At 36.3% G+C, this 22,345-nt stretch carries 23 protein-coding genes; 5 read left to right on the top strand and 18 right to left on the bottom strand.

What is annotated here, in order from left to right:
• Positions 1 to 124: 124 nt before the first annotated feature.
• On the bottom strand, positions 125 to 652 hold the full coding sequence (locus tag ACWNCI_RS14710; RefSeq protein ID WP_346983626.1) for a hypothetical protein: 528 nt from the start codon (positions 650 to 652) through the stop codon (positions 125 to 127).
• Positions 653 to 768: 116 nt separating this feature from the next.
• Here ACWNCI_RS14710 and mnmA point away from each other — a divergent pair, with 116 nt between their 5' ends.
• Both mnmA and ACWNCI_RS14700 read left to right on the top strand, forming a co-directional pair.
• Entirely contained in the window at positions 769 to 1,956 is a 1,188-nt protein-coding gene (mnmA, locus tag ACWNCI_RS14705) for a tRNA 2-thiouridine(34) synthase MnmA (RefSeq protein WP_449388873.1), read from the top strand.
• A 110-nt stretch (positions 1,957 to 2,066) separates the two neighbouring features.
• The gene (locus tag ACWNCI_RS14700; RefSeq protein ID WP_449388872.1) at positions 2,067 to 2,351 is read left to right on the top strand and encodes a hypothetical protein; all 285 of its coding nucleotides are present in this window, start codon (positions 2,067 to 2,069) and stop codon (positions 2,349 to 2,351) included.
• 123 nt (positions 2,352 to 2,474) lie between these two features.
• On the opposite strand, the gene ACWNCI_RS14695 is transcribed toward ACWNCI_RS14700, so the two are convergent.
• From ACWNCI_RS14695 to ACWNCI_RS14660, 8 genes are all read right to left on the bottom strand, one after another.
• Complete coding sequence (locus ACWNCI_RS14695) at positions 2,475 to 3,218, bottom strand: LytR/AlgR family response regulator transcription factor (RefSeq protein WP_346983630.1); 744 nt, start codon at positions 3,216 to 3,218, stop codon at positions 2,475 to 2,477.
• 57 nt (positions 3,219 to 3,275) lie between these two features.
• Complete coding sequence (locus ACWNCI_RS14690) at positions 3,276 to 3,617, bottom strand: 2TM domain-containing protein (RefSeq protein ID WP_449388871.1); 342 nt, start codon at positions 3,615 to 3,617, stop codon at positions 3,276 to 3,278.
• Positions 3,586 to 3,879 (bottom strand): 2TM domain-containing protein, encoded by a 294-nt coding sequence (locus tag ACWNCI_RS14685; RefSeq protein WP_346983632.1) that lies wholly within the window; start codon positions 3,877 to 3,879, stop codon positions 3,586 to 3,588. Before ACWNCI_RS14685 ends, ACWNCI_RS14690 begins: the two co-directional genes overlap by 32 nt.
• A 189-nt stretch (positions 3,880 to 4,068) precedes the next feature.
• A complete protein-coding gene (locus tag ACWNCI_RS14680) occupies positions 4,069 to 4,638 on the bottom strand; it encodes a methyltransferase family protein (protein WP_449388870.1) in 570 nt (189 codons plus the stop codon).
• A gap of 23 nt (positions 4,639 to 4,661) precedes the next feature.
• Complete coding sequence (locus tag ACWNCI_RS14675; protein WP_449388869.1) at positions 4,662 to 4,967, bottom strand: 2TM domain-containing protein; 306 nt, start codon at positions 4,965 to 4,967, stop codon at positions 4,662 to 4,664.
• Between the two features lie 5 nt (positions 4,968 to 4,972).
• Entirely contained in the window at positions 4,973 to 6,289 is a 1,317-nt protein-coding gene (locus ACWNCI_RS14670; protein ID WP_449388868.1) for a 2TM domain-containing protein, read from the bottom strand.
• A 140-nt stretch (positions 6,290 to 6,429) separates the two neighbouring features.
• A complete protein-coding gene (locus tag ACWNCI_RS14665) occupies positions 6,430 to 7,080 on the bottom strand; it encodes a hypothetical protein (RefSeq protein ID WP_449388867.1) in 651 nt (216 codons plus the stop codon).
• Positions 7,081 to 7,139: 59 nt separating this feature from the next.
• Positions 7,140 to 9,380 carry a TonB-dependent receptor gene (locus ACWNCI_RS14660; RefSeq protein ID WP_449388866.1) on the bottom strand — a complete coding sequence of 747 codons (2,241 nt, stop codon included), beginning with the start codon at positions 9,378 to 9,380 and terminating at the stop codon, positions 7,140 to 7,142.
• Between the two features lie 237 nt (positions 9,381 to 9,617).
• On the opposite strand from ACWNCI_RS14660, the gene ACWNCI_RS14655 reads away from it, so the two are divergent.
• Complete coding sequence (locus ACWNCI_RS14655; RefSeq protein ID WP_449388865.1) at positions 9,618 to 10,121, top strand: superoxide dismutase family protein; 504 nt, start codon at positions 9,618 to 9,620, stop codon at positions 10,119 to 10,121.
• Between the two features lie 76 nt (positions 10,122 to 10,197).
• Here ACWNCI_RS14655 and ACWNCI_RS14650 read toward each other — a convergent pair whose 3' ends face one another.
• Positions 10,198 to 12,327: a carboxy terminal-processing peptidase gene (locus tag ACWNCI_RS14650; RefSeq protein ID WP_449388864.1), complete on the bottom strand. Its 2,130-nt coding sequence runs from the start codon at positions 12,325 to 12,327 to the stop codon at positions 10,198 to 10,200.
• A 147-nt stretch (positions 12,328 to 12,474) separates the two neighbouring features.
• Between ACWNCI_RS14650 and surE the strand changes: the two genes are divergently transcribed.
• Positions 12,475 to 13,245, top strand: coding sequence for a 5'/3'-nucleotidase SurE (gene surE / locus ACWNCI_RS14645; RefSeq protein ID WP_346983639.1), 771 nt, complete (start codon positions 12,475 to 12,477; stop codon positions 13,243 to 13,245).
• Positions 13,246 to 13,550: 305 nt separating this feature from the next.
• On the opposite strand, the gene ACWNCI_RS14640 is transcribed toward surE, so the two are convergent.
• From ACWNCI_RS14640 to ACWNCI_RS14625, 4 genes are read right to left on the bottom strand one after another with little or no spacing between them, the layout of a single operon-like run.
• Complete coding sequence (locus tag ACWNCI_RS14640) at positions 13,551 to 14,954, bottom strand: radical SAM protein (RefSeq protein WP_449388863.1); 1,404 nt, start codon at positions 14,952 to 14,954, stop codon at positions 13,551 to 13,553.
• Between the two features lie 9 nt (positions 14,955 to 14,963).
• Entirely contained in the window at positions 14,964 to 15,197 is a 234-nt protein-coding gene (locus ACWNCI_RS14635; protein WP_449388862.1) for a hypothetical protein, read from the bottom strand.
• Positions 15,175 to 15,960, bottom strand: a complete 786-nt coding sequence (locus ACWNCI_RS14630) for a prolipoprotein diacylglyceryl transferase (protein ID WP_449388861.1) — start codon at positions 15,958 to 15,960, stop codon at positions 15,175 to 15,177. Before ACWNCI_RS14630 ends, ACWNCI_RS14635 begins: the two co-directional genes overlap by 23 nt.
• A gap of 24 nt (positions 15,961 to 15,984) precedes the next feature.
• Entirely contained in the window at positions 15,985 to 16,218 is a 234-nt protein-coding gene (locus ACWNCI_RS14625) for a hypothetical protein (protein WP_449388860.1), read from the bottom strand.
• 357 nt (positions 16,219 to 16,575) lie between these two features.
• Here ACWNCI_RS14625 and ACWNCI_RS14620 point away from each other — a divergent pair, with 357 nt between their 5' ends.
• Positions 16,576 to 17,616, top strand: a complete 1,041-nt coding sequence (locus ACWNCI_RS14620) for a GMP reductase (protein ID WP_449388859.1) — start codon at positions 16,576 to 16,578, stop codon at positions 17,614 to 17,616.
• Positions 17,617 to 17,751: 135 nt separating this feature from the next.
• On the opposite strand, the gene fabG is transcribed toward ACWNCI_RS14620, so the two are convergent.
• The 4 genes from fabG to ACWNCI_RS14600 form a co-directional block, all read right to left on the bottom strand.
• Positions 17,752 to 18,495: a 3-oxoacyl-[acyl-carrier-protein] reductase gene (gene fabG, locus ACWNCI_RS14615; protein WP_449388858.1), complete on the bottom strand. Its 744-nt coding sequence runs from the start codon at positions 18,493 to 18,495 to the stop codon at positions 17,752 to 17,754.
• Positions 18,496 to 18,666: 171 nt separating this feature from the next.
• Entirely contained in the window at positions 18,667 to 20,142 is a 1,476-nt protein-coding gene (locus tag ACWNCI_RS14610) for a WG repeat-containing protein (RefSeq protein WP_449388857.1), read from the bottom strand.
• Entirely contained in the window at positions 20,143 to 20,817 is a 675-nt protein-coding gene (gene rsmI, locus ACWNCI_RS14605; protein WP_346983647.1) for a 16S rRNA (cytidine(1402)-2'-O)-methyltransferase, read from the bottom strand.
• A gap of 7 nt (positions 20,818 to 20,824) precedes the next feature.
• Positions 20,825 to 22,330 carry a hypothetical protein gene (locus ACWNCI_RS14600; protein WP_449388856.1) on the bottom strand — a complete coding sequence of 502 codons (1,506 nt, stop codon included), beginning with the start codon at positions 22,328 to 22,330 and terminating at the stop codon, positions 20,825 to 20,827.
• Positions 22,331 to 22,345: the final 15 nt, after the last annotated feature.

Genomic DNA, 22,345 nt, shown 5'->3' with positions numbered 1-22,345 from the left:
TAAGTAAAATTTTCTCTCGCCTATTTTGCAGGATTTAAAAGATAATTTAAATAAATCTGCGCCATCTGCAAAATCTGCGGGAATAATTTGAATACAAACAGCAAAAAAATTATGAAAAAATAGATTATAATCCCACCACGAAACCGATATTCGGAATTAATCCACTCGAAAAAATACTTGAATTTTCTTGCCATAAAACATTGTACATCAATCCGATCTGCATAAAAGAATTATTCCCGATTCTCTGCATATAACCTCCACCGAGATATAAAGCACTTTCTTCTTCATTCATTTTATAGTCGTAATATTTGTCTTTATAATTGATAAAATAATGCTGGAAATTAGCACCGACATAAAATGATCTCGCGAAATAATAATTAACAAAAGGCCCTGCTCCAAACATGGTTGATCTATAAAAATCGGAGGTCTGCCATGACACACTTCCCACAATTCCGGTTTCCAGATCATCTGTAAGCCTGTAACCCACTCGTGGCGAAGCGGATAAATAAAAAGCGCTATTGCTGCCAAAACCCACTCCGATTCCGCCTCCGAAGGTCCAGCGATTACTGTTTTCCGGTGAGGTTCCTACGGCGACCTGCGAAAATAGTAGGCCTGAAATTGTAGTAAACAGAGAAATAATAATCTTTTTCATAATACTATTGTTTTTGTCGATGTTTAAAATTATAACTTTTTTACGAATCTTTTAAATCGTATTTTTGCCGCATCAAACTAAGAACTCCCGTTAAGAGTTTCGTAAAATTGAATACAATGAAAATAGTAGTAGGCCTCTCAGGAGGTGTAGACTCCAGTGTGACAGCATATTTGCTGCAACAACAAGGTCACGAAGTGGTGGCGCTGTTTATGAGAAACTGGAATGATGCTTCAGTGACCTTAGAAGATGAATGTCCCTGGATTGAAGACAGTAATGACGCTCTTATGGTCGCTCAAAAGCTTGGAATTCCTTTTCAGGTGATCGATATGAGTGATCTTTACAAAGAAAGAATCGTAGATTACATGTTTGATGAATATCAGAAAGGAAGAACTCCAAATCCTGATGTTTTGTGCAACAGAGAAGTAAAATTCGATGTTTTTATGAAAACGGCGATGTCTTTGGGAGCAGATAAAGTAGCAACAGGACATTATGCCCGTGTAGATTCCACAATTGACGAAAATGGTAAAGAAATTTTCCATTTGCTAGCCGGTAAAGATAACAACAAAGACCAGTCGTATTTCTTGTGCCAGCTAAGCCAGGATCAGCTTTCTAAAGCGTTGTTTCCGATTGGTGAACTGACAAAACCTCAGGTGAGGGAAATTGCCAAAGAAATCGGGTTGGTAACGGCTGATAAAAAAGACTCTCAGGGATTATGCTTTATCGGAAAAGTAAGCCTTCCGCAGTTTTTACAGCAACAATTGGTTCCGAAAGAAGGTGAAATTGTAGAAATTTTTAAAGACTCTCCGATTTTTGCCCAGGAAAAACCTCAATTTTCTTCAAAACGGGAAGAACTCGAATATTTAAGTCAAAAAATAAATTATAAAAAATCCGACGGAAAAGTGATCGGCAAACATCAGGGCGCTCAGTTTTTTACGATCGGGCAAAGTAAAGGGTTGGGAATCGGCGGACATAAAGAAAGCTGTTTTATCATCTCCAGAGATATGGAAAATAATATTCTTTTTGTGGGAGAAGGACATCAGTTTCCGGGATTGCTGAAAAGGGCTTTGAAAATTGATAATTCTGAACTGCATTGGGTTCGTGAAGATTTAAGACTAAAAAACGGAGAATCAATGGAAGTGATGGCTAGATTCAGATACAGACAGCCTTTGCAGAAAGCAACTTTGTATCAGTTTGAAGAAGGATTATATGTGGAATTTGAAGAGCCACAATCCGCGATTGCAGAAGGACAGTTTGCAGCCTGGTATATTGACGATGAATTAATCGGAAGCGGAGTAATTTCGTAGTATAAATTTAAATAATAAGCCCGAAGCAATTTAGTTTCGGGTTTTTATTTTAAGACCGTCACAAATACTTTGGGAAAGTAACAGCATATTCTGATTATGTTTTCATTATCATGAACAGCAATACTTTCATACGGCAAAGACATTTCATCTCAAGAATAAAAGATATCAAGGAAAAGCTGAAAAATCCAGAATATAAGCTCCATGAGTTGCATTTTATAAATACATGTATCAGTTTTAATCAAGAACCGATTGCTCTTTTTGAAATCTTCAGAAAGGCAGACAGGAAAACATTTATTACAGATTCCATAAGCTTTCCGATCGACAGTGATGAGATCCCTTCATCTATTGTGAAACAACTTGAAGACACAGACGCCAATCGTATAGATTACAAATAGCTGATCGTTTTTAGTTAATGGTTGATAGATTTCTGGTTAAAAATTTTTTTTGTTGAGTTTTGAGTTTTGAGTTTCGGGTAGTGAAAGTCTTTTACCTTTTTCTCTATTATCTTTCCTCTCCAACTAACTTACCAGCCAGTCTTTAAAATCCTTCACACGGTCACGGCTGACGGTAATTTCTTCCTGCGGCTGAAACTCCAGTTCGACTTTATAGTTGGGCGAAGTGTGAATATTTTTTATATAATCTGAATTGATAATAAACTGCCTATTTACACGGAAAAAATTCTTTTCGTCAAGTACATCTTCCAGTTCATCCAGTGTGAAATCTGAAGGATAATTTCTCTCCTGCGTCTGCAGATAAACAATTTTATTTTCACTAAAAAAACAGCTTACTTCCTGTGTCTGAATAATTTTAAGGTTGTAACCAATTTTTACCAAAATCCGGGAAAGTGTAGATTTATCCTTTTTTATCAGTTGCTTGATCTCCTGAGAATTCACAGAACTGTCTGACGGAATAAACGATTTGAATTTTTCAATGGCGGCCGACAGATCTTCATCTAAAATCGGTTTTAAAAGATAATCAATGCTGTTTAATTTAAAAGCTTTCAGCGTGTACTGATCAAAAGCCGTCGTGTAAATGATAAAACCTTTTGTCTGAACTTTCTCAAAAATATCGAATGATAAACCGTCTCCCAACACAATATCCGAAAAGATAAGCTGCGGATGTTCATTTTCCGAAAACCATTTTACTCCTTCTTCTACAGATTCTATTTTGCCAACCAATTCAATTTCAGGGAATTCACTAAGCATTCTTTCCAATTTTCTTGAAGCAGGTTTTTCATCTTCGATAATAACGGTTTTTATCATTGAGTTTCAGATTTAGTTTTTACAATTTCGGAATAAAATTAATCAAAATTACAGGCTTTAAAACTTCAGCGGCTGTTTTGATTTTTTCATTTCTTTTTCAATAACATCTCTTTCCCATTCATCATCCAGAAGGAAGAGTTTTACTGCTTTTACGGTCAAAATAATTCCCCAGATCACCAGAATAATTGATCCGTCCCAAAGTGAAAAATTGAAAATTCCTTTTTCAAAAATATCATCTGCAAAAATGATTACCGCAACGATACCAAACCATAAAATGCTTTTATAGAATTTTTTTAAATCGTTGACTCTTTGTTGTGCCTGATTGTAGTTCATCGTATTAATTTTTAAAGTTATTTGATTGAGTTTATTATAAAGATTTTGTATTTCTTCTTTCTTCATCCATCAGTTCCCTGATTTTCTTTTCCTCCCATTCTTTTCCTATCCAGAAGGTATTTGCTGCATGGGCCGCAATTCCTATTCCCCAGCCTAGCATCGGCCAGAAAAACCATAGATAGCCCGGTGACGTTATAATATTTAATACAGCTAAAAAAGAAATTACCAAGACATATGATGTGAGATTTCCATAAAATCCTTTCAGTTCTTTTACTCTTCTGGTAGCTTTTTGGTATGCAAGATCTTCTTTGTTGATGTAAGTTTCCATAATTTTTAATGTTAATAATTAGTTGTTTGTTTTTGTTGAGACAAATGTATGAAGGGGAAGAGCCTCAACTCAATTTTATGTTACCGAACCGTTGAATATTCATCCTGAATTGTAAAAATCTGAATTCAATGGAAAAATATGTTTTTGCTTTTTGTATTTATTAGTAAACCTTAACCATTAAAATTTACGCTAATAAACAAACGGAAGAAGCTTTTTTGTCTTTCTTCTATACTCCAGGTATTCTTCTCCGAATTCTTCTATTAAGGCTTTTTCTTCTACTTTAATTCTATAACTGAAAGCAACAAAAGTAGGAACTAAAGCCAAAACCAAAGAGAGCCAATTATTAAGATACAATCCGAGTCCGAGAGATGTGAGTAAAGAAAAAGTATAAGACGGATGCCTTACATACTTGTAAAATCCTTCTTTCTTAATTTTATGATCCTGTCTTATGGTGACATCCACCGTAAAATATTTTCCCAAAGATTTGATGATGATAAATCGCAAAATGATCCCAATCCAGATACATCCGGCACCGAGATAATAAATCCAGATCTCATCAGTGATCGGAAATTTCGTTACGTAAGAAGCCGTGACAAAACTCATGATTGAAAAAGGAATAGCAACCCAAAGAATATTTAAAGTAGATTTATCTGTTCCTTTTTTATCTTTTTCGCCCGATTTCAGGAGATTTTTGTAAAGAAATTCTGTCAGAAACCATGTGAACATGGAAATGGTAAAGAGAATCTGTAAAGTTTTCAATCGATATTTTGTTTAAATCCTTATTATGGTTGCTTCTCCTTTTCCATCAATTTCTTAATTTTTTTCTCTTCCCAATTGCTTCCTAACATAAAACCAGGAATAAAAGTTCTCATCGCAGAAACAACAACGCCAATTCCCCAAAAGATTGGAAGTAAAAAATATTTCAGCCGCCAGATTGTTTCACCGGGTTTTAATTCTCTGTAGTTTATCAAAAAAATAAAAATATTAACCACAATGTAAATGAAGACAAAAAAATAAAAATTTTTGATTCTTTTTACCTGTCTTTCAGCTTCTTTATATCGGAAGTCATCTTTACTAATATTTTCCATACTATTTATCTTTTATTTTGTTTTTCTAAAATTTCTCTGATCTTTTTTTCTTCCCAGCTTTTGCCGATTGCAAAAACACTCATTCCGTGGGCAGCAACGCCAATTCCCCAGCCCAGCATTGGAAAGTAAAACCAGATGTTATCAGGGCTTGTCATTAAGTTAATAATGATTAAAAAAGGAATTATAATGCAGTAAGAAATAAGATTACTGTAGAAACTTTTTATTTCTTTTACGCGTTTCTGCGCTCTTTCGTAGGACTTATCATGATCTTCTATTATTGCATTAGCTATATTTAATTTAGAAGAGATAACCGGAAGTTTTACTTTGAAATAATCCTCGGATTTTTCGATAAAAACATTTTTCTTTGTCAATAATGAATAACGCTGAACAATATTTGGAAGCCCTATTCCCGAGCTTTCTTTGATCTGTTCCCTTACCTGCAGATTATTCTCGATGCAAAGCGTATCATTTTCAGAAAAAATTTTAATTAATAAAGGCTTTGAAGAAGTGGCAAAATTATGTTTAATACAATTTTCCAACAGCAATTGCAATGACAACGGAACTACAAATTTCCTGTAATCTTCTTTTTTAACGTCAAAAACAAAACCTACACTGTCTTCAAATCGTGTTTTTAATAATTCACAATACGTTTTTGCAAATTCCAGTTCATCTTCCACAGTTACCAGTTCTTTGTCTTTCTGCTCCAGAACGTATCTGTAAATCTTTGACATTGAAGCAGTAAACTTCTGAGCCTGTTTCGGATTTTCATCAATTAAGGAGCTTAAAACATTTAAAGAATTAAACAAAAAATGCGGATCCAGCTGATTTTTAAGACTTTCAAACTGTGCATTGGCAGATTTTGCAATCAGTTTCTGCTCGACAACTTCTTTTTTGGATGTTTTTTTCAGCTCTTCCATAAAACCTTTTGCATGGAGAAAAGCCGAAATCAGCAATGCAATATTGATGGTAAACCAATTGATAAAATTATATTTTCCAGAAAAATACTGTTCTGTAGTAGCCACTTTTTGGAAAACAACAAAGTTCATATAATTGCAGAAATACACCATGATAATATTGGCGATCAGAATAGAAACTATACTTACAATCGCCCTCTTGGTTGTCGCTTCAGACCAGGGAAACTTTTTGTTGAGAAAATCATTAATCAAGCCATTACCAATACTCAAAACAAAGGAATACATGAAAGATATAATAATAGTAAGCAGAAAATTTCCCACCGTTTTCTCATCTGTAAAAACAAAAAAGAAGAACATGGCCGTTGCCAATGATATCCAGCATAGATTAATAAGATTCTTACGTTTCATTGTTCATTTTCTTGGTTCAAAAATAGTCTATATTAAAAGTATTAAAAATAATTTTTTGCCGAACCGTTATTTTTCGTGACTGAACGGAATAAAAAAAACCTTCTGCGACGAGAAGGTTTTTCAGATCAATCATTATTCTTTTATTTTGCGGCACCACTCAGAAAATATTCTGCTTCCGCCCTTCCCCAGTTTGGATCAATTTTAGATTTCGGAGTGTACGTTTTAAATTTCTCCAAAGCAATTTTGAATTCTTCCATTCCTTTTGCTTTGCTTCCGCCGTATTGTTCCGGAGTGAAATACGTATCCTCAGCCTTTATTAAAGCCACCCTTGGATTGTTTGGATCAAGGCTTTCTGCTTTTTTAAGCTCCTCCATGGCTTTCATTCCGTCTGTCATATATCTTTCTGCGGGATTTTCCATCATTTTCAGCGAAAAAGCCATTTTTTTAAGCAGATGAATCTCGGAATTATCTTTCCCGACAATAGCCTCTGCCTGATCCATATATTTTTCCGCAGCGTTGGCTTGTGTAGAAAGTTCGGTCATTTTTCCTTCCCGCATCAGCATTCTTCCTTTCTGAATGTAAGCAAAAGCGGCATAATAAGACGGCAGCCACTGTTTAGTTTCTTTCTTTCCGATTCTGTCAAAATCGTTGGCCAGCGTCTGGAATTCATCCAGTGATTTACAGGCCTCTAGCTTAGCAATTTTTTCAGACATTACTTTTTCATAATCAGTCTGGGCAAAAGCGGTTAAACTTATCAGACTTAAAGCAAAGGTTAATAGATATTTTTTCATTTTTTCTAATTTTTTAAGTTAATATTTAATTGAATAAAGATAGATTTTAAATTATTTATTTACAGATTATTATTAATAGCATCCTGTGTTCTGTCTACCCCGAAGCTGATAAATGCTCCAACGAAAACAAAAGTATTCACCGGCGGAACCACAGCAGAACTTCTTGAGCCATCCATTGAGAAATTATATCCGTAGACATTTTTTGAGCCTAAAATATTCGACACGCTCAATACAAGAACGGTAAATGCTTTTGCATCTTTCTTTCCCAAATTCGGAAGATAATTCACACTGAAGTTCAGCGCATTATAATCTCTTAAACTTCCTTCATTTCTTACAAAATATTTTTGCTCGCCGTTTACATCGTGTGTTGCAATATCGTAATACGGGCGGCCTTTTGCATATGTATAAGAAAGATTAAAACCTGTTTTCCATTTAGGTACAAATCTTTTTGCGACAGCAGAAATGGTATGTTCAGATGCAAAATTAGGTTTCAGACTTACCGGATAATTCATAAAATCCCTTTTAGAATCCAGAAACGAATAGCTGATCCAGTAATCAATATTGTCAAAAGTCTTCTTATCTCTCCAGAATAATTCCAATCCTTTTGCGTAGCCGTAGCCGCTATTATTGTCTGCGGTCTGTACATATTGATTCTGTCCGTCAATATATTGCATATTTTTTACTTTTAATAAATCATCATACTTTTTATAGAACGCTTCAAATCTGAGACTTCTTCCTTCTGTCGTTCGCTGAACCTGAAAAATATAATGCTGCGACTTCTGGAAATCAAGATTAGCCGGTCCGTTGATGTATTTGCTTTCAGGATTCTGGTAGAAAAGTCCGTACGCTAGAGAGGTTGTCCAGTCTTTAGCCAAACGGTAAGCCAATGCTAAACGTGGCGCAATATTGCTTTTCCCAAGATAAGACGAATGCTCTGCTCTCACTCCTATTTTAGCCGATAAATGATTGCTGAATCCTAAATCTGTTTCCACAAAAGCCGATGAAATCAAATCTTTGTAATGTTTTTCCACAAAATCATTAAAATTCATTTTTTCGCTGGTACTGTTGAGTTCAAAACCGCCTCGTAACGCACTGATTTTATTTATTTTCCTTTCCACAACAGCTTTAAAATTAATATAATTTCCATCTGTTAAAAGTTTTGTATTTCCGGTCTTAATATCATTTTTTTCAGTCGAAAAATCAAGATCCGATCTGTTGAAAGAATAAGAAGTTCCCGCGTTCAGCAGATATTTGCCGAATTTTTGTTTGAAAGATAAATTATGATATGTGTTTTTACCATTTAATGAAACCAAAGACCATTCATAATCTTCCGGCTCCAGACTCGGCGTTTTCACTCCCATTTTATTGGAATCATACATACCGTAATATTTAAAGAACCCTCCTGATTTTGTTTTAAATCTGAAATTCAGGTCGCCGTTAAGTCCCTGAGGAGCTTCCGTAAAATTGGTATTAAAATTAAAAACTTCCTGCATCATTTTTAAATTTGAATAGCCTAAGGTCGCACCAAAAGAATAATTTTTATTTTCGCCGAGCTTTTGAAATCCCGCGTTTAAAAATATGGGTGAAAACCCAAAATCATAAGAACTTTCATCCGGGAGATCAACGCTTTCCAGCATCAGGGCACCGGAAAGAGCCTGACCGTACAAGGCTGAATATCCGCCGCTTGAAAAAATATTCCCTTTAAAAAGCGAAGTATTGAAACGGTCTCTCCCGGCGATTCCCGGCACCGAGTTGGAAAAATAGTTGTTGATTAAGCTTCCGTCCATAAAAATTTTAGATTCCGTCCCGGTTCCGCCACGAATGAAAAGTCCTTCTGATTCGCCAACTTTCTGAACTCCCGGAAGATAGGTTAACGCCGAAGAAATCTGTCCGTCAGCACCAGCCGTGGTATAAATATCAATCGGCGTCAGCAATGTGGTCGCTCTTTTTCGGTCGCTTGCTTCGATAGATCCCGCAGATACAACAACGGCATCAATTTCACTGATCTGTTCCTTTAATTCCGCATTGACTGTAATTTCCTGATTTTCAATGACAATTTGTTTTTCAACATCAATGTATTTCGGATGGGTAAAAACAAGAACATGATTTCCCTTTTCTGAAGTTTCGAAAGAGAAATTTCCGTTGGCATCCGTTGTTGCACCGTCATAAGTATCTTTTAGTGTTACATTTACCTCTCCTACTCCTTTATTTTTATAGCTTACTTTTCCTGAAATTTTTGTCTGTGCAAAACTTAAAGCAGCACATAAAAATAAGACGAGAAATAATAGTTTTGTTTTCATAGCTTTTAATTTCGATTCAAAAGTAGGATGAAATTTTATCTCCTATAAATTTTTGTTGCTGAGTCGTAGAATTTGAATTCTGAATCGTTTCAGAAATAGCAATCAAATGCTGAAATATTATCTTTAGACGAAAAATATTTGCCATTTATCGTTATTCCAGAAAAGAATCGGAAATCATACGGCTTTTGAGTAAATGTTTTTTTAATTTTATATTGAAATCACTTAAATCATTCAAAAATGAAAGCTAAAACATTATCATTAATCGCGGCCGGTGCTTTGCTGGTTGTTTCTTGCGGAACAACAAAAACCTATCAGGTCATGTCTAAAAGTAACACGCAGACCGGAGGAACGGCGAAATTTACTCAGAAAGGTGACGAAGTTATTATGAAACTTGATGTAACCAACCTTACGCCAGGAATTCATGCTGTACACATTCATGAAAAAGGCGATTGTTCAGCAGCTGACGGAACTTCTACAGGAGGTCACTGGAATCCGGCAAAAGACGATCACGGAAAGTGGGGCGCAGAACACTTCCATATGGGTGATATCGGAAATCTTGTTGCCGACCAGACCGGAAATGCCACTCTTACATTTAAAACCAATAAATGGTGCCTGGGATGTACTGACGAATCTAAAAATATTTTGGGCAAAGGACTGATTGTACATGCTGCGGCTGATGATTTCCATACTCAGCCAACCGGAAATGCAGGAGGAAGAGTAGGATGTGTGGAAATTAAATAGTCTGATTTTCATCCATTAAAAAAACCGTTGCTTGAGAATCTCGGGCAACGGTTTTTTATACCTATATTTTTCTAAATTAGGATTTTACACTCATGTCTGCAATGATATTCATTGCTTCCTGAAGGTAAAGGTCTTTTTTAAGATTTTTGATCCAGATTTCAGATTTCTTCTTGAAAGCTTCGTCTTTCTTTTCTCTTTCGATTTCGTTCGGATACATGGAGAACTGAAGTCCGTTTTCAAATTTGGTTAATGATTTGAATTTTTCAATCTGCGCTTTTCTCTGTTTTGTAAGTTCATTAAACTTATCAATATTAAGCGTGATTGTTTCTTCTTTATCCAGTTGTTCTCTCCATTGTGCAGATTCCAAAAGCAACTGGTATTTTGCATTTTTAGCCATTCTGTCATTACTTGCTTTTTCTAAAGCCTGGATATTGAAATAATTGAGCTTCTGGAAGCTCGTTGCCGGAATTTTATCCCAAGCCAATGCATAATCATCATATCTTTCGCCTATTTCAGCATAAGTAAAGAAATCTTTCATCTGAATATCTGAAACAATTCCCTTTCTCTGCGTAGACTCACCGGTGATTCTGTAGAACTTTTGGATCGTCAGTTTTAAAGAGCCAAAATCATCTTCGGTATTTAAAAATCTGTTTAAATCTACAAAAGTCTGTACTGTTCCTTTCCCGAAAGATTGCGGCGATCCGATGATCATTGCTCTTCCGTAATCCTGCATTACACCCGCCAAAATTTCTGATGCTGAAGCAGAAAGCTCGTTTTGCATGATCACCAACGGACCAGTCCATACAGGTGTTTCATTTTTATTCTTTAAGGTCTGAATTTTTCCGTTTCCGTCTTTTACCTGAACGTAAGGCCCTGCCTGCATGAAAAGTCCCATAATATCACCAACCTCCGTTAATGATCCTCCACCATTATTTCTCAGATCAAGAACAATTCCTTCTATATTCTGTTGTTTAAGCTTAAGTATTTCATTTTTAATATCATCAGAAGCATTTCTTCCGTTCGGATTCTCAAAATCTGCGTTAAAGCTTGGTAAATTAATAAACCCGTATTTTTTCCCGTTTTGTGAATTCATCACAATACTTCTTGCAAAAGTATCTTCAATGGCAACCTCTTCACGGATCATGGTAACGTCTTTTATGGATCCGTCCTTTTTCTGAACAGTTAAAGTTACCGGTGTTCCTTTTTCACCTCTTATCAGGCGTACTGCTTCGTCAGAAAGCATTCCTACTACGTTTACGGCATCTTCCTTAGGTTTGGATTTTACTTTTAAAATTTTATCTCCTTCGGAAAGCTGTTTGGATTTCCACGCGGGTGCTCCGATCGTTAAAGCCCCCAGATAAAGGTTTCCTTTCTTCTCCTGAATGATGGCTCCGATTCCGATGACTTTCCCTGTAAAGTTGGTATCAAAGTCTTCTTTATCTTTTGGTGAATAATAGTTGGTGTGAGGATCAAAAACTTCAGTGTACGCATTCATATACACGGTAAACCAATCCATTTTTTTTCTCTTCTTAAATCTTGTAAATGTTTCTTTCACAAGATCTTTCACCTCATCTGTTGCCTTTTTGATCTTCTGATCCGGCGCAATAGGCTGGTATTTAATAGTATCTTTAAGATTATATTTCTGAACAGAATCTTTCTTTTCCTTCTGAGCCTCTTCTTTACTGTTCATCGACTCAATTTCCTGAAGAATATTGTATTTGATGAATTTTTTCCATTCATTATATAATTCCTGTTTGCTTACGGGTGCTTTTTTCAGTTTAGGCTCAAGAATCAAAGATTCGTCTTCTTTAAGATTAATCGGTTTACTGAAAATATCCTGAGTCATTTTATCGATTTCGTCTGCTCTCTGATACAATCTGTCTACCGTGAGTTTGTAGAAGGTAAGATCTCCCTGATTGATATAATCATCAAGTTTGGTTTCGTGCTTTGCAAATTCATCCATATCTGCCTGCAGGAAGTATCTTTTGCCCGGATCTACCAATTCAAAATAATGCTTGTAAACATCTTTAGAATAAGCATCATTAATGGGTTTCGGGCTGTAATGCAAGTAAGAAAGTGTATTTTTAACGCTCACCATTATCGTCTGCATCTTTTCATCATCATTTTTAGGCGAGTTGAAACAAAACATTAGACTTGTTAATGGAATGAGGAGTAAAAATTTATTCAGCTTAAAATTTTTCCACATAAATCTGTAATGTATTTTTAATTAATTTTAAAAAAAGTATTTTAATGAGTAGTAATTTTTAAATTACTGTTACAAATTATCAAATTTAATACCTTCTTTACAAATATCAGATAGTTTTAAGTATTTTTGTTAAAATTAAATTTTAATATGGAAAAACCACTTATTCTGGTTACTAATGACGACGGAATTACAGCACCTGGTATCAGAAATCTTGTTAGTTTTATGAACGAAATTGGAGAAGTAGTGGTGGTAGCACCCAACTCTCCCCAAAGCGGTAAAGGCCACGCCATTACCATCAATTCTACCTTAAGTTACGAAGAAGTACACCTTGACGGTCCGCAAAGAGATTTTTCCTGTAGCGGAACGCCGGTTGACTGTGTAAAAATGGCTCTTGATAAAATATTACCGAGAAGACCGGATATTGTTGTTTCAGGAATTAATCACGGGGCAAATTCTTCCATTAATGTGATCTATTCCGGGACGATGTCTGCAGCAGTGGAAGCCGGTGTAGAAAACCTTCCGGCCATCGGTTTCTCTTTACTGGATTTCAGCTGGGAAGCAGATTTTACTCAGGCAAAAGAATACATTCAGAATATTGTAAAGAAAACACTGGAAAACCCAATGCCTAAAGGTGTTGTTTTAAATGTAAACATTCCCAAACTTTTGAAAGAAGAAATCAAAGGCGTAAAAGTCTGCAAACAGGCCAACGCCAAATGGGAAGAAAGTTTTGACGAAAGGGTAAATCCTCACGGTAAAAAATACTATTGGCTTACCGGATACTTCAACAATATGGATGAATCTGAAGATGCCGATGAAACGGCTTTAGCGAATGGCTATATCTCGATTGTTCCCGTGAAATTCGACCTTACGGCATATGAGTATATGAATACGTTGAGTGAGGTAATGAAGTTTGATTAATTTAAAATATTGAGGCGTAAAATTGTTTACGCCTTATTTATTGTTCTCTTGTCTTGAAACAAAAGAACGAAAAATTCAAGACTTGGAAACTTTCGCTAAAAATTATTTCTGTTCTCTAAAAATTCTAAAACTCGCGCGAATTGAACATTTTGTTCTTCGACTCAAAATCTGTGTCGCACTCAAACAGTAGAATTTTTTTAACGTTCACAGAATTAATTTTCTTAACGCTCCATTTTCCTATGTCGTTATTAGTGAACAAAAAATCACTAAGCATCCGTGAAAATTTATAGGAAATCAAAAGAACATTAGAATAAAACTCTATCCTCTCTTCTCAATTCTTCCAGATACTTACTCTTATCATCCCTGTAGAAAAGATTCATCGTCTCAAAAGGAATCAGTTTTAAATCTTTATTTACAATGTGCACACAGGATTTCTTTACGGCGCGAACATCAAAATCGTGCGCATCCATAAAATTCATAATGATGATCCTGAAAAGATTATCATAATCGAGGTTCGGGGCCGAAACTTCAGGAAGACAGCACAGCAGCTGGTTTACCTTCGGTTTCACTTTATCCACCGAGATTCCGGTGCTGAAAATATCCAGAAGCTGCATCTGTAGCCCGGTATCCTGCTCATATACAATGGTGTTTCTCGTTTCATTATTCAGGAGATCAGCGGGATTAATATATCTTGTTAAAGGAATCGTTTCACCTTCAAGTTTCAGAATGTATCCCATCGCCAGAGCATCCGGATTACACGGAACCGGAATAATATCATCTGAATTGAGAAGCGGAAACTGGTTCAGGATTTCCTGCCTTACTTCGGTCAGTGTTATCTTTTCATACGCAGAATCTTCACGGTTTCTTCCTGCAATTTCGACAGGCTGAAAAGTAATTCCGCGGACACATTTCTGCTTTAAAGCAAAATCAATAATCTTTCCGATCTCGTCAATGTTTTTTCCTTTTTGAAGCACAATAACGAGCGTTGTAGAAAGATTCAAAGCATTTAATTTCTCCAGGGCTTTCATCCTGATATCCGTGAGGTCTTTTCCTCTGAAATCCTCAAGAACTTCCGGTTTAAAGGAATCAAACTGAAGATAAATCTCAAATTCCGGAGCGTAAGTCGCCAGCCTTTCTGCAAAACCTGGGTCATTAGCAATCCGTACGCCATTGGTATTCAACATTAAATGCTTGATCGGCTTCGACTTGGCAATATCCATGATCTTAAAGAACTCGGGATGTATCGTAGGTTCTCCTCCACTGATCTGCACGACATCCGGCTCGCCTTCATTTCTAACGATGGTATCAAACATCGATTCTATTTCCTCAAGGCTTCTGTGACTTCCATAATGTGGGGAAGACATTGCATAGCAGGTCGGACAGGTGAGATTGCAACGGTCGGTAACTTCCACAATGGAGAGGCAGCTATGTTGCTCATGGTCGACGCATAAACCGCAGTCATAAGGACATCCGTATTCTACATCCGTTCCGAAATGGACAGGCATTTCCGAAGCTTTATTATAGTTTCTGATATTTTTATAATACTGTACATCAGAAGCAATTTTCGTTTTGAAAAATCCATGATCGGGACATCTTTTCGTCATGAAAACCGCTTCGTCTTCAATAATAATCTTTGCGCCCACTCTTTTCAGGCATTCCGGGCAAAGGCTTATGGTATAATCGTAATACGTATAGTTTCTTACTGGCATGATACTCTTTTATAAATTAAAACCACAGATGCACCCGCCCGCTATAAAGGTCAGTATTCCGATAAGAATTCCTATTAAAGGCGCTTTGAAATTATATTTCTTTCCGGGGTTGGAAGCAGACATAATCCCTAAGATAAGAATAGTAATCGCAGAAATCGCGATGATTATAATTCCTCCAATGAGGAACAGCAATCCAAATCCTGCTAACTGCCCTCCTAAATTACCTACTTCTAATAATTTCATACCTGTTCTTTTTTAATAGATAAATATAATAAATGATAACGAAAACACACACCAGCTGGATGGTACTTAACCCAAAAATGATATTGTATTTAGGTTTAATAAAATCAAGAAAAAAGCGGAAAGTAAAATAAAGAAGCATAAAAATCTGGAATAAAACGCCGGATCTGTAGCTGAAGTTTTTCTGAAAATATTTTAAAAATATAAATAATACTGCCAAAAATACCATCTCGTATAAAGCTACCGGATGTCGAGGAACATGATCTCCCAAATTCATCCCAAAAATTGAATCGGTAGGCAGCCCATAGGTTTCTTCATACACTCCGGTGAAAAAACATCCGATTCTGCCGATAAACATGGCCACAAGTAAAGGATAAACCATTCTGTCACCTGTACTTTCCTTTTTACCGATAATTTTCTTCATGGTTTCGACGCCTATCAACCCTCCTGCAAGCCCGCCGACAATGGTATTGTTCAGCCAGATGTAAGCCCATATATCAGGCGCTTTCATTAAGTCATCAGGTCTTTCCAGGGATCCGATCGTGTGCGAACCGATTAAAGCTCCCAACGTAGCCGCAATAAGTACCAGTAAAGAGTTTACATTGCTGAACTTTTCTTTATCGTTTCTTTTTAAAAAAGTATAATAGCGCATCCCTACAAAAATCCCCAGAGACTCTGTGATTGGATGCAGTAAAATGTCTTTACCGAAAATATGAAAGGTTACGGGGAAATCCATCGCTTCAAATGTATTGCTTTTTAAAATCATTTACAGGAGTTCTGCTTATTTTTCCTATCTGAATGCTCTGACTGATCCTAAAATAGGGTACTGATCATCCCTTAATACTTCGTAAACGAGCTTTTTTGCCTGAAAATCCAGTCTTTTAGATTCAATGTTGAGCCTTTTTGCATGGAAATCGAGCCTTTTAGGTTCAACGTTGAGCCTTTTTGCTTCGTCATCCACCCTTTTTGCTTGGTTTTTCAACCTTTTAGGTTCATCAACGAGCCTTTTTGCATCAACATCCACCCTTTATGCTTCGTTTTTCAATCTTTGAGGTTCATCAACGAGCCTTTTTGCCTCGTCCTAAAAGTTGGGCAGCCTCTTTTTTCTATCAGAAATGGACAAAAATAATTTTTATGCTCCAGAGGAGCAATAGCTGTGTAGCAGAAAAACAATACAATATCGCAAGCACGCCGTAGGTGTGCTATGATAAGATAGAACTCCTATGGAGTTCCGGTACAAGATGCGATATTGATCTACACAGATATTGCTCCGAAGGAGCAAATCCTACGCTATGTTATAAAGTACTTATGGTAAAATAGGGGTAATTTTGAGATTTACAATCAATCTTTTTCCTTATTTTTATTCAATAATATCCAAATTATGAGAATAGAAAATGATATAAAATTAGGTTTTAAAGATGTAATGTTCCGTCCGAAACGTTCTACTTTAAAATCCCGTTCGGAAGTTGATCTGGAAAGAGAATTTACCTTCAGACATACCCAGAAAAAATGGAGCGGCATACCGGTCATTGCCGCCAATATGGATACGGTAGGTACTTTTGAGATGGCCGTAGAACTTGCCAAAGAAAAGATCATCACAGCCATTCACAAGCATTACACGACCGAAGAATGGTCTCAGTTTCTGGATTCACAGCCTGAAAGTATTTATCAGTATATTGCCTTAAGCACCGGCACCGGGAAATCAGATGAAGAAAAAATAAGAACCATTCTTGAAAAGCACCCGAAAATAGAGTTTCTCTGTATTGATGTAGCCAATGGGTATTCAGAACATTTTGTGCAATTTGTGAAGAAAGCAAGGACCAATTTCCCTGATAAAATCATTATTGCCGGAAATGTAGTGACGGGAGAAATGGTGGAAGAGCTTCTTCTCGTGGGAGCAGATATCATTAAAGTAGGCATCGGTCCGGGTTCCGTTTGTACGACCCGCATAAAAACAGGTGTAGGATATCCCCAACTTTCAGCCATTATTGAATGTGCAGACGCTGCGCACGGATTGAAAGGTCATATCATTGCAGATGGCGGCTGTAAAGTTCCGGGAGATGTGGCGAAAGCTTTTGGTGGTGGCGCCGACTTTGTGATGCTGGGGGGAATGTTTGCCGGACACGATGAGAGCGGCGGTGAAATTGTGGAGGAAAACGGCAAGAAATACCGTCTTTTTTATGGAATGAGTTCAAAAACAGCTATGGAAAAGCATTCCGGAGGTGTTGCGGAATACAGAGCCTCTGAAGGAAAAACCGTAAAGGTTACTTACAAAGGTCCGGTTTCCGAAACGGTAAAGGATATTTTGGGTGGTGTACGGTCTACCTGTACGTATGTGGGCGCTTCTACTTTGAAAGAACTTTCTAAAAGGACGACTTTTATCAGGGTTCAGGAGCAGGAAAATCAGGTTTTTAAAGATTGATTTCTATATAAATTCTTTTTATAAGTGTTCTTTTTCTTAAGACCAAAGAACCAAATTAAAGTATGGAACTTAGTTACATAAACAACAAAATCCGCCCATATCAGGCGGATTTTGTTAGTTTTATTTAATGGTATTTTAAGTTAATAAACCTCCATCAACGTTAAGGGTCTGGCCTGTAACATAAGAAGCCATTTCACTTCCTAAGAATACGCAGGCATTGGCAATATCTCTTGTCTGCCCCAGTCTTTTCATAGGAATGGCCTCATTCCATTTTTCTTTTGCCTTGTCATCAAGGGCGTCTGTCATTTCAGTCTGGATGAATCCCGGAGCGATGGCGTTGCAACGGATATTTCTTGAACCTAATTCAAGGGCTACAGACTTTGTAAAACCAATAACTCCTGCTTTTGAGGCTGCATAATTGGCCTGCCCTGCATTTCCGCTGATTCCTACTACTGAAGTCATATTGATGATAGATCCTTCTCTAGCTTTCATCATTGGTTTGATTACCGCTTTAGTAAGGTTGAATACAGAATCCAGGTTTACGTTGATTACTTTATCCCAGTCTTCTTTCGACATTCTCAGAAGCAGGTTGTCTCTGGTGATTCCCGCATTGTTGATGAGAATATCAATTTTTCCGAATTCTTTGATTACTTCGTCTACCAATGTCTGAGCCGCATCGAAATCTGATGCGTCAGACTGATAGCCTTTAATTTGAGTTACAGAACTTAAAGTGGCTTCTAATTCCTTAGCTTTGTCAACGGATCCGGCGTAAGTGAAAGCAATTTTTGCACCCTGCTGAGCGTACATTTCAGCAATACCTTTTCCGATTCCTCTTGTAGCTCCCGTTATTAGCGCTACTTTTCCTTCTAATAGTTTCATATTTATGACAATTATTTTCTTTATAACTTACTAGTCTTTTGAAAGTTGACTAATATACATTATTTAATTTTACAGAAATAAAACAGTGCGCAAAGATATTACAAAATGTTATTCATTGCATTTTAAATCATAGTTTTAGCAAAATTTTATGCCTTTTAATCAGCCAATTTTCTAATCCATAAAATTACGGTCTTTCTGCTCAGTAAAATAGATATACTGCGTTTCTTTTCCCCTGATGAGCTTTATTCCTTTTTTATCCTGTATAAATTTATCAAAAACAACTTCCGCTAAAGGTTCATTTTGATGGTTGCTAACCCCGAATTTATTATCTTTTTTAATGACAAATTCATTGGCTCCGGGAAAAGTAATAATGTCATCATAGATGAACGGAACGACTTCTTTTCCCTCTTCATCCAATATTCCGTAGAAGTTGTCGATGTTTTTGCCAACAAGCATGGGATACATTTCAAAAGGTTTAATTTCTTTGAAACCTTTCAATTCCACATATTGCCCGTCTTTAGGGGAGAATTTGTAGTAAAGATCTTCTTTGCTTAAGATAAGAGTATTGGGAAATATTTTTTCAATCTCGTAATCGTCTTTTAAAATACTTTTCAAATTTTTATCTAAAATCTGTTCGTCATCGTTTTTTCGCAAATACAGATACTTTTCTCCATGCATGCTTAGCCCTTCTATCCTGTCGTATTCTTTCGGAAAAACAACTTCACCTGATAAGCGCACCACTGCTGCTTTGGGATTGTTCTGATCCTGTGATGTTTTAAACAAACCATTAAAGAGCGGATTTACATAATGATAATCAAGATCATATACTTTCCCTTCTTTCTTTGAAAAAATACTTACTTTGTCATCTTTTGTGAGATAAATATATTCCCGGCCCACAAAAGCCTGATCATAGATTTCATCAGCAATTACACTTTCTTTGTCATTAATAATTCCGTAGGTATTTTTTGCGGTATCGAGTGTCACGAGAAATGGAAACGCATTGATATTATCGACGTTATGATTGGAAATGGTCGTTAAAGTTTTGCCATTATTGTCAATAATTTCACCTGATTTGTCACCGGTTACGATATAAGTTCTCCCTTTGTAAAAGCGGAGATCAGTCGTAAATTCCCTGTCTGAAACCTGTTTTCCGTCAAAATCATAAATCAGCCAGACTCCGTTCTTTTTAACAAAAAATCTGTTCTCACTCCCAAATTCTATTTTATCTGAAAAAGGAATAATCTGCTTCCCGTTAAAGTCATATACACATTCTTTTCCCTGTTTTGTATAGATCAGGCGGTCTTTATTTTCCCATGTCCTGAATCTGAAATTATCCAGAGGAATGAGTTCTTTCCCTGTTTCATCAATGACTGCGGTTTTTCCGTTTGAATTTCCGGATTTGACTTTAAGAATAAACCGATCTTTCCAGATCCGTGAAATTTCGCTTTTAAAAGAAGAATTAAAAGTAATAGTCCCTAAAGAATCTACAATTCCGGCTTTCCCGGTTTTGACATCAGTGAGCATTCCGTAACCTTTTGAATAAGAACGTATTTCTTTGCCCAGCTTTTTAGTTAAAAGTATCTGTTTATACTGATCCGTCTGTCCGAGGCAAACCGACGAAAACAGTACGAAAATTAATTTTTTCAATTAAATGGAATTATTTACGATGAGTACGATCTCACCTTTTAAGGTTTTGCTTTTTGAAAATTCAATGAGTTCAAGAATTGTTCCGCGCTTTGTTTCTTCGAATTTTTTTGAAATTTCGCGACTGAGACTGATTTTAGTTTCTTCCCCGAAAAATTCTTTGATCTGTTCTAATGTTGTGTTGATTTTATGTGGACTTTCGTAGATAACGATGGTTTTTTTCTCTTCGGCAAGCTGCTTCAGCTTAGTTTGTCTCCCTTTTTTTTGGGGAAGAAATCCTGCGAAAAGAAATTCGTTATTCGGTAAGCCGGAAACTACTAAAGCCGGAACAAATGCGGTTGCTCCCGGTAGGCAGATCATATCAATCTGATGATCGGCACCTGCTTTTGCAAGAAGATAACCAGGATCCGAAATTCCCGGAGTTCCGGCATCGGTAATAATAGCAATATTCTGTCCGCTTTTAAGATCAGTAATTACTTTTTCCGTTGCCTGATGTTCATTATGGAGATGATAAGATTTTAACGGCTTGGAAATCTCGAAATGCTTCAGAAGAATTCCGGAAGTTCTTGTATCTTCACACAGTATGTAATCTACCTCTTTCAGCACATTTACCGCTCTGTAGGTCATATCTTCAAGGTTCCCGATCGGTGTGGGAACAAAATATAGAATTCCGCTCAAAATTAAGTTATAAAAATTTGTTTTCTACCAATATCCAGAGTCTTTGGGCATATTCATCCACTTTATTCCATTTTTTAGAATAATAAAGATCGCTCAGGTACTCTTTTGCCTCTTCTAATGTTCTGAAACTGTTGAGATTATTTACCGTTTCATTAAGTTCAGACTGACTTCCGCCGAAAAGTGTTTTTGTGAAAGCAATACGATCATTCAAATCCAGCTTAAATTCCGGTTTTTTCTTTTCTGCTTCCATAAAGTCGGTCGGTATGTTGGTTTTTAAAATGCCGCCTTTATCTTCTTTTTTCTCCACTGCTTTTTCTACCGGTACATCTCTTTCCAGATGATCATCGTCAAAAAGTGACTGAACAGCTTTTAAGCCTTTGATATGGGCTAATTTTATCTTTTTCTCGTGATGATAAGCATCAAGATTCTCAAAACTTTCATCAGATGCCGGTTTATCTTTTTCTTTTTCCGGAACAGGTCTGTCGATATCAACGATTTTGCGTCTGTCGTTGATTTCAGCAAGAACGGTCTGCTCCTGTATTTCCTCGGCTGCCGCTTCATGCTTGATTTCCGTTAAAATACTTTCCACATTCGATGTATCAGTAGGCATTTCTCCGTTTTCAACCGTCATTCCGGTAACCGTAAAATGATCTTCAGTTTCCTCAATTAATAGTTCTTCTTCTAAAGTTTCCGTATCAAAAATACTGGGAATTCTTTCTGTGATCTCCGGACTGTTTTCGCTTTTCACTTCAGTCTCAAAATGATGACGAATATTTTCCTGTTCTTCGATATCATTTAAATCTGCCTGATCATCAGAAACTTCGTTCTCAAATTCATCGATTTCGTTTAGTTGATTATTAAAAATAGCCTCTTCTTCAGTATGTTCGTTGCTGAACATATCCTCATCGATATCGTCATCATTTTCAGGTTCTGAATTGGCTAAAATTCTTTCTTCATCTACAAAATTTAAGATATCATCTGATTCATTAGAAATTTCATTTTCATCAATTTCTTCCATTTGCTCAGTGAATACATCTTCAGTTTTTTCAACAGCAGCAAAATTTTCATTGTCAGAAATTTCTGGTTCAGGATTTTCTTCAACAAAATTAACTAATGTTTCGTGAAGCTCACCTTCCACAATTTCATTCAGCTGATTATTGAAGATTGCTTCTTCTTCAGTTACCTGATCAGATGAAGGGTATTTTTCATTTTCCCCGATCTCGTTGAGCCTGTTATTGAAAATAACTTCTTCTTCCTCTATTATATTTTCTGATTCATTATACTGAATAGAGGAAATTTTTTCCTGATTTTCTTGAGATGGCGAAAAATTTTCAGTTCCGAAATACTCTATATTTTTTTCAAGCAAGCGTAAAAACGAGATCCTGTTGGCAAGCTCATCCACAAGATCCTGCTTGGAAAGTAACTCGTCTACATTGCTTATTTTATCCAGAATAGCGATCATATTCTTGGATTCAAAAAAAATCTTTTCCTTTAAATCTTGGATGTTTTGCATATAAGAATCTTGTTA

This window comes from Chryseobacterium lineare, assembly GCF_977014045.1.
Note: the sequence above shows the minus strand (reverse complement) of the source record. Positions and strands in the feature narration are given on the sequence as shown.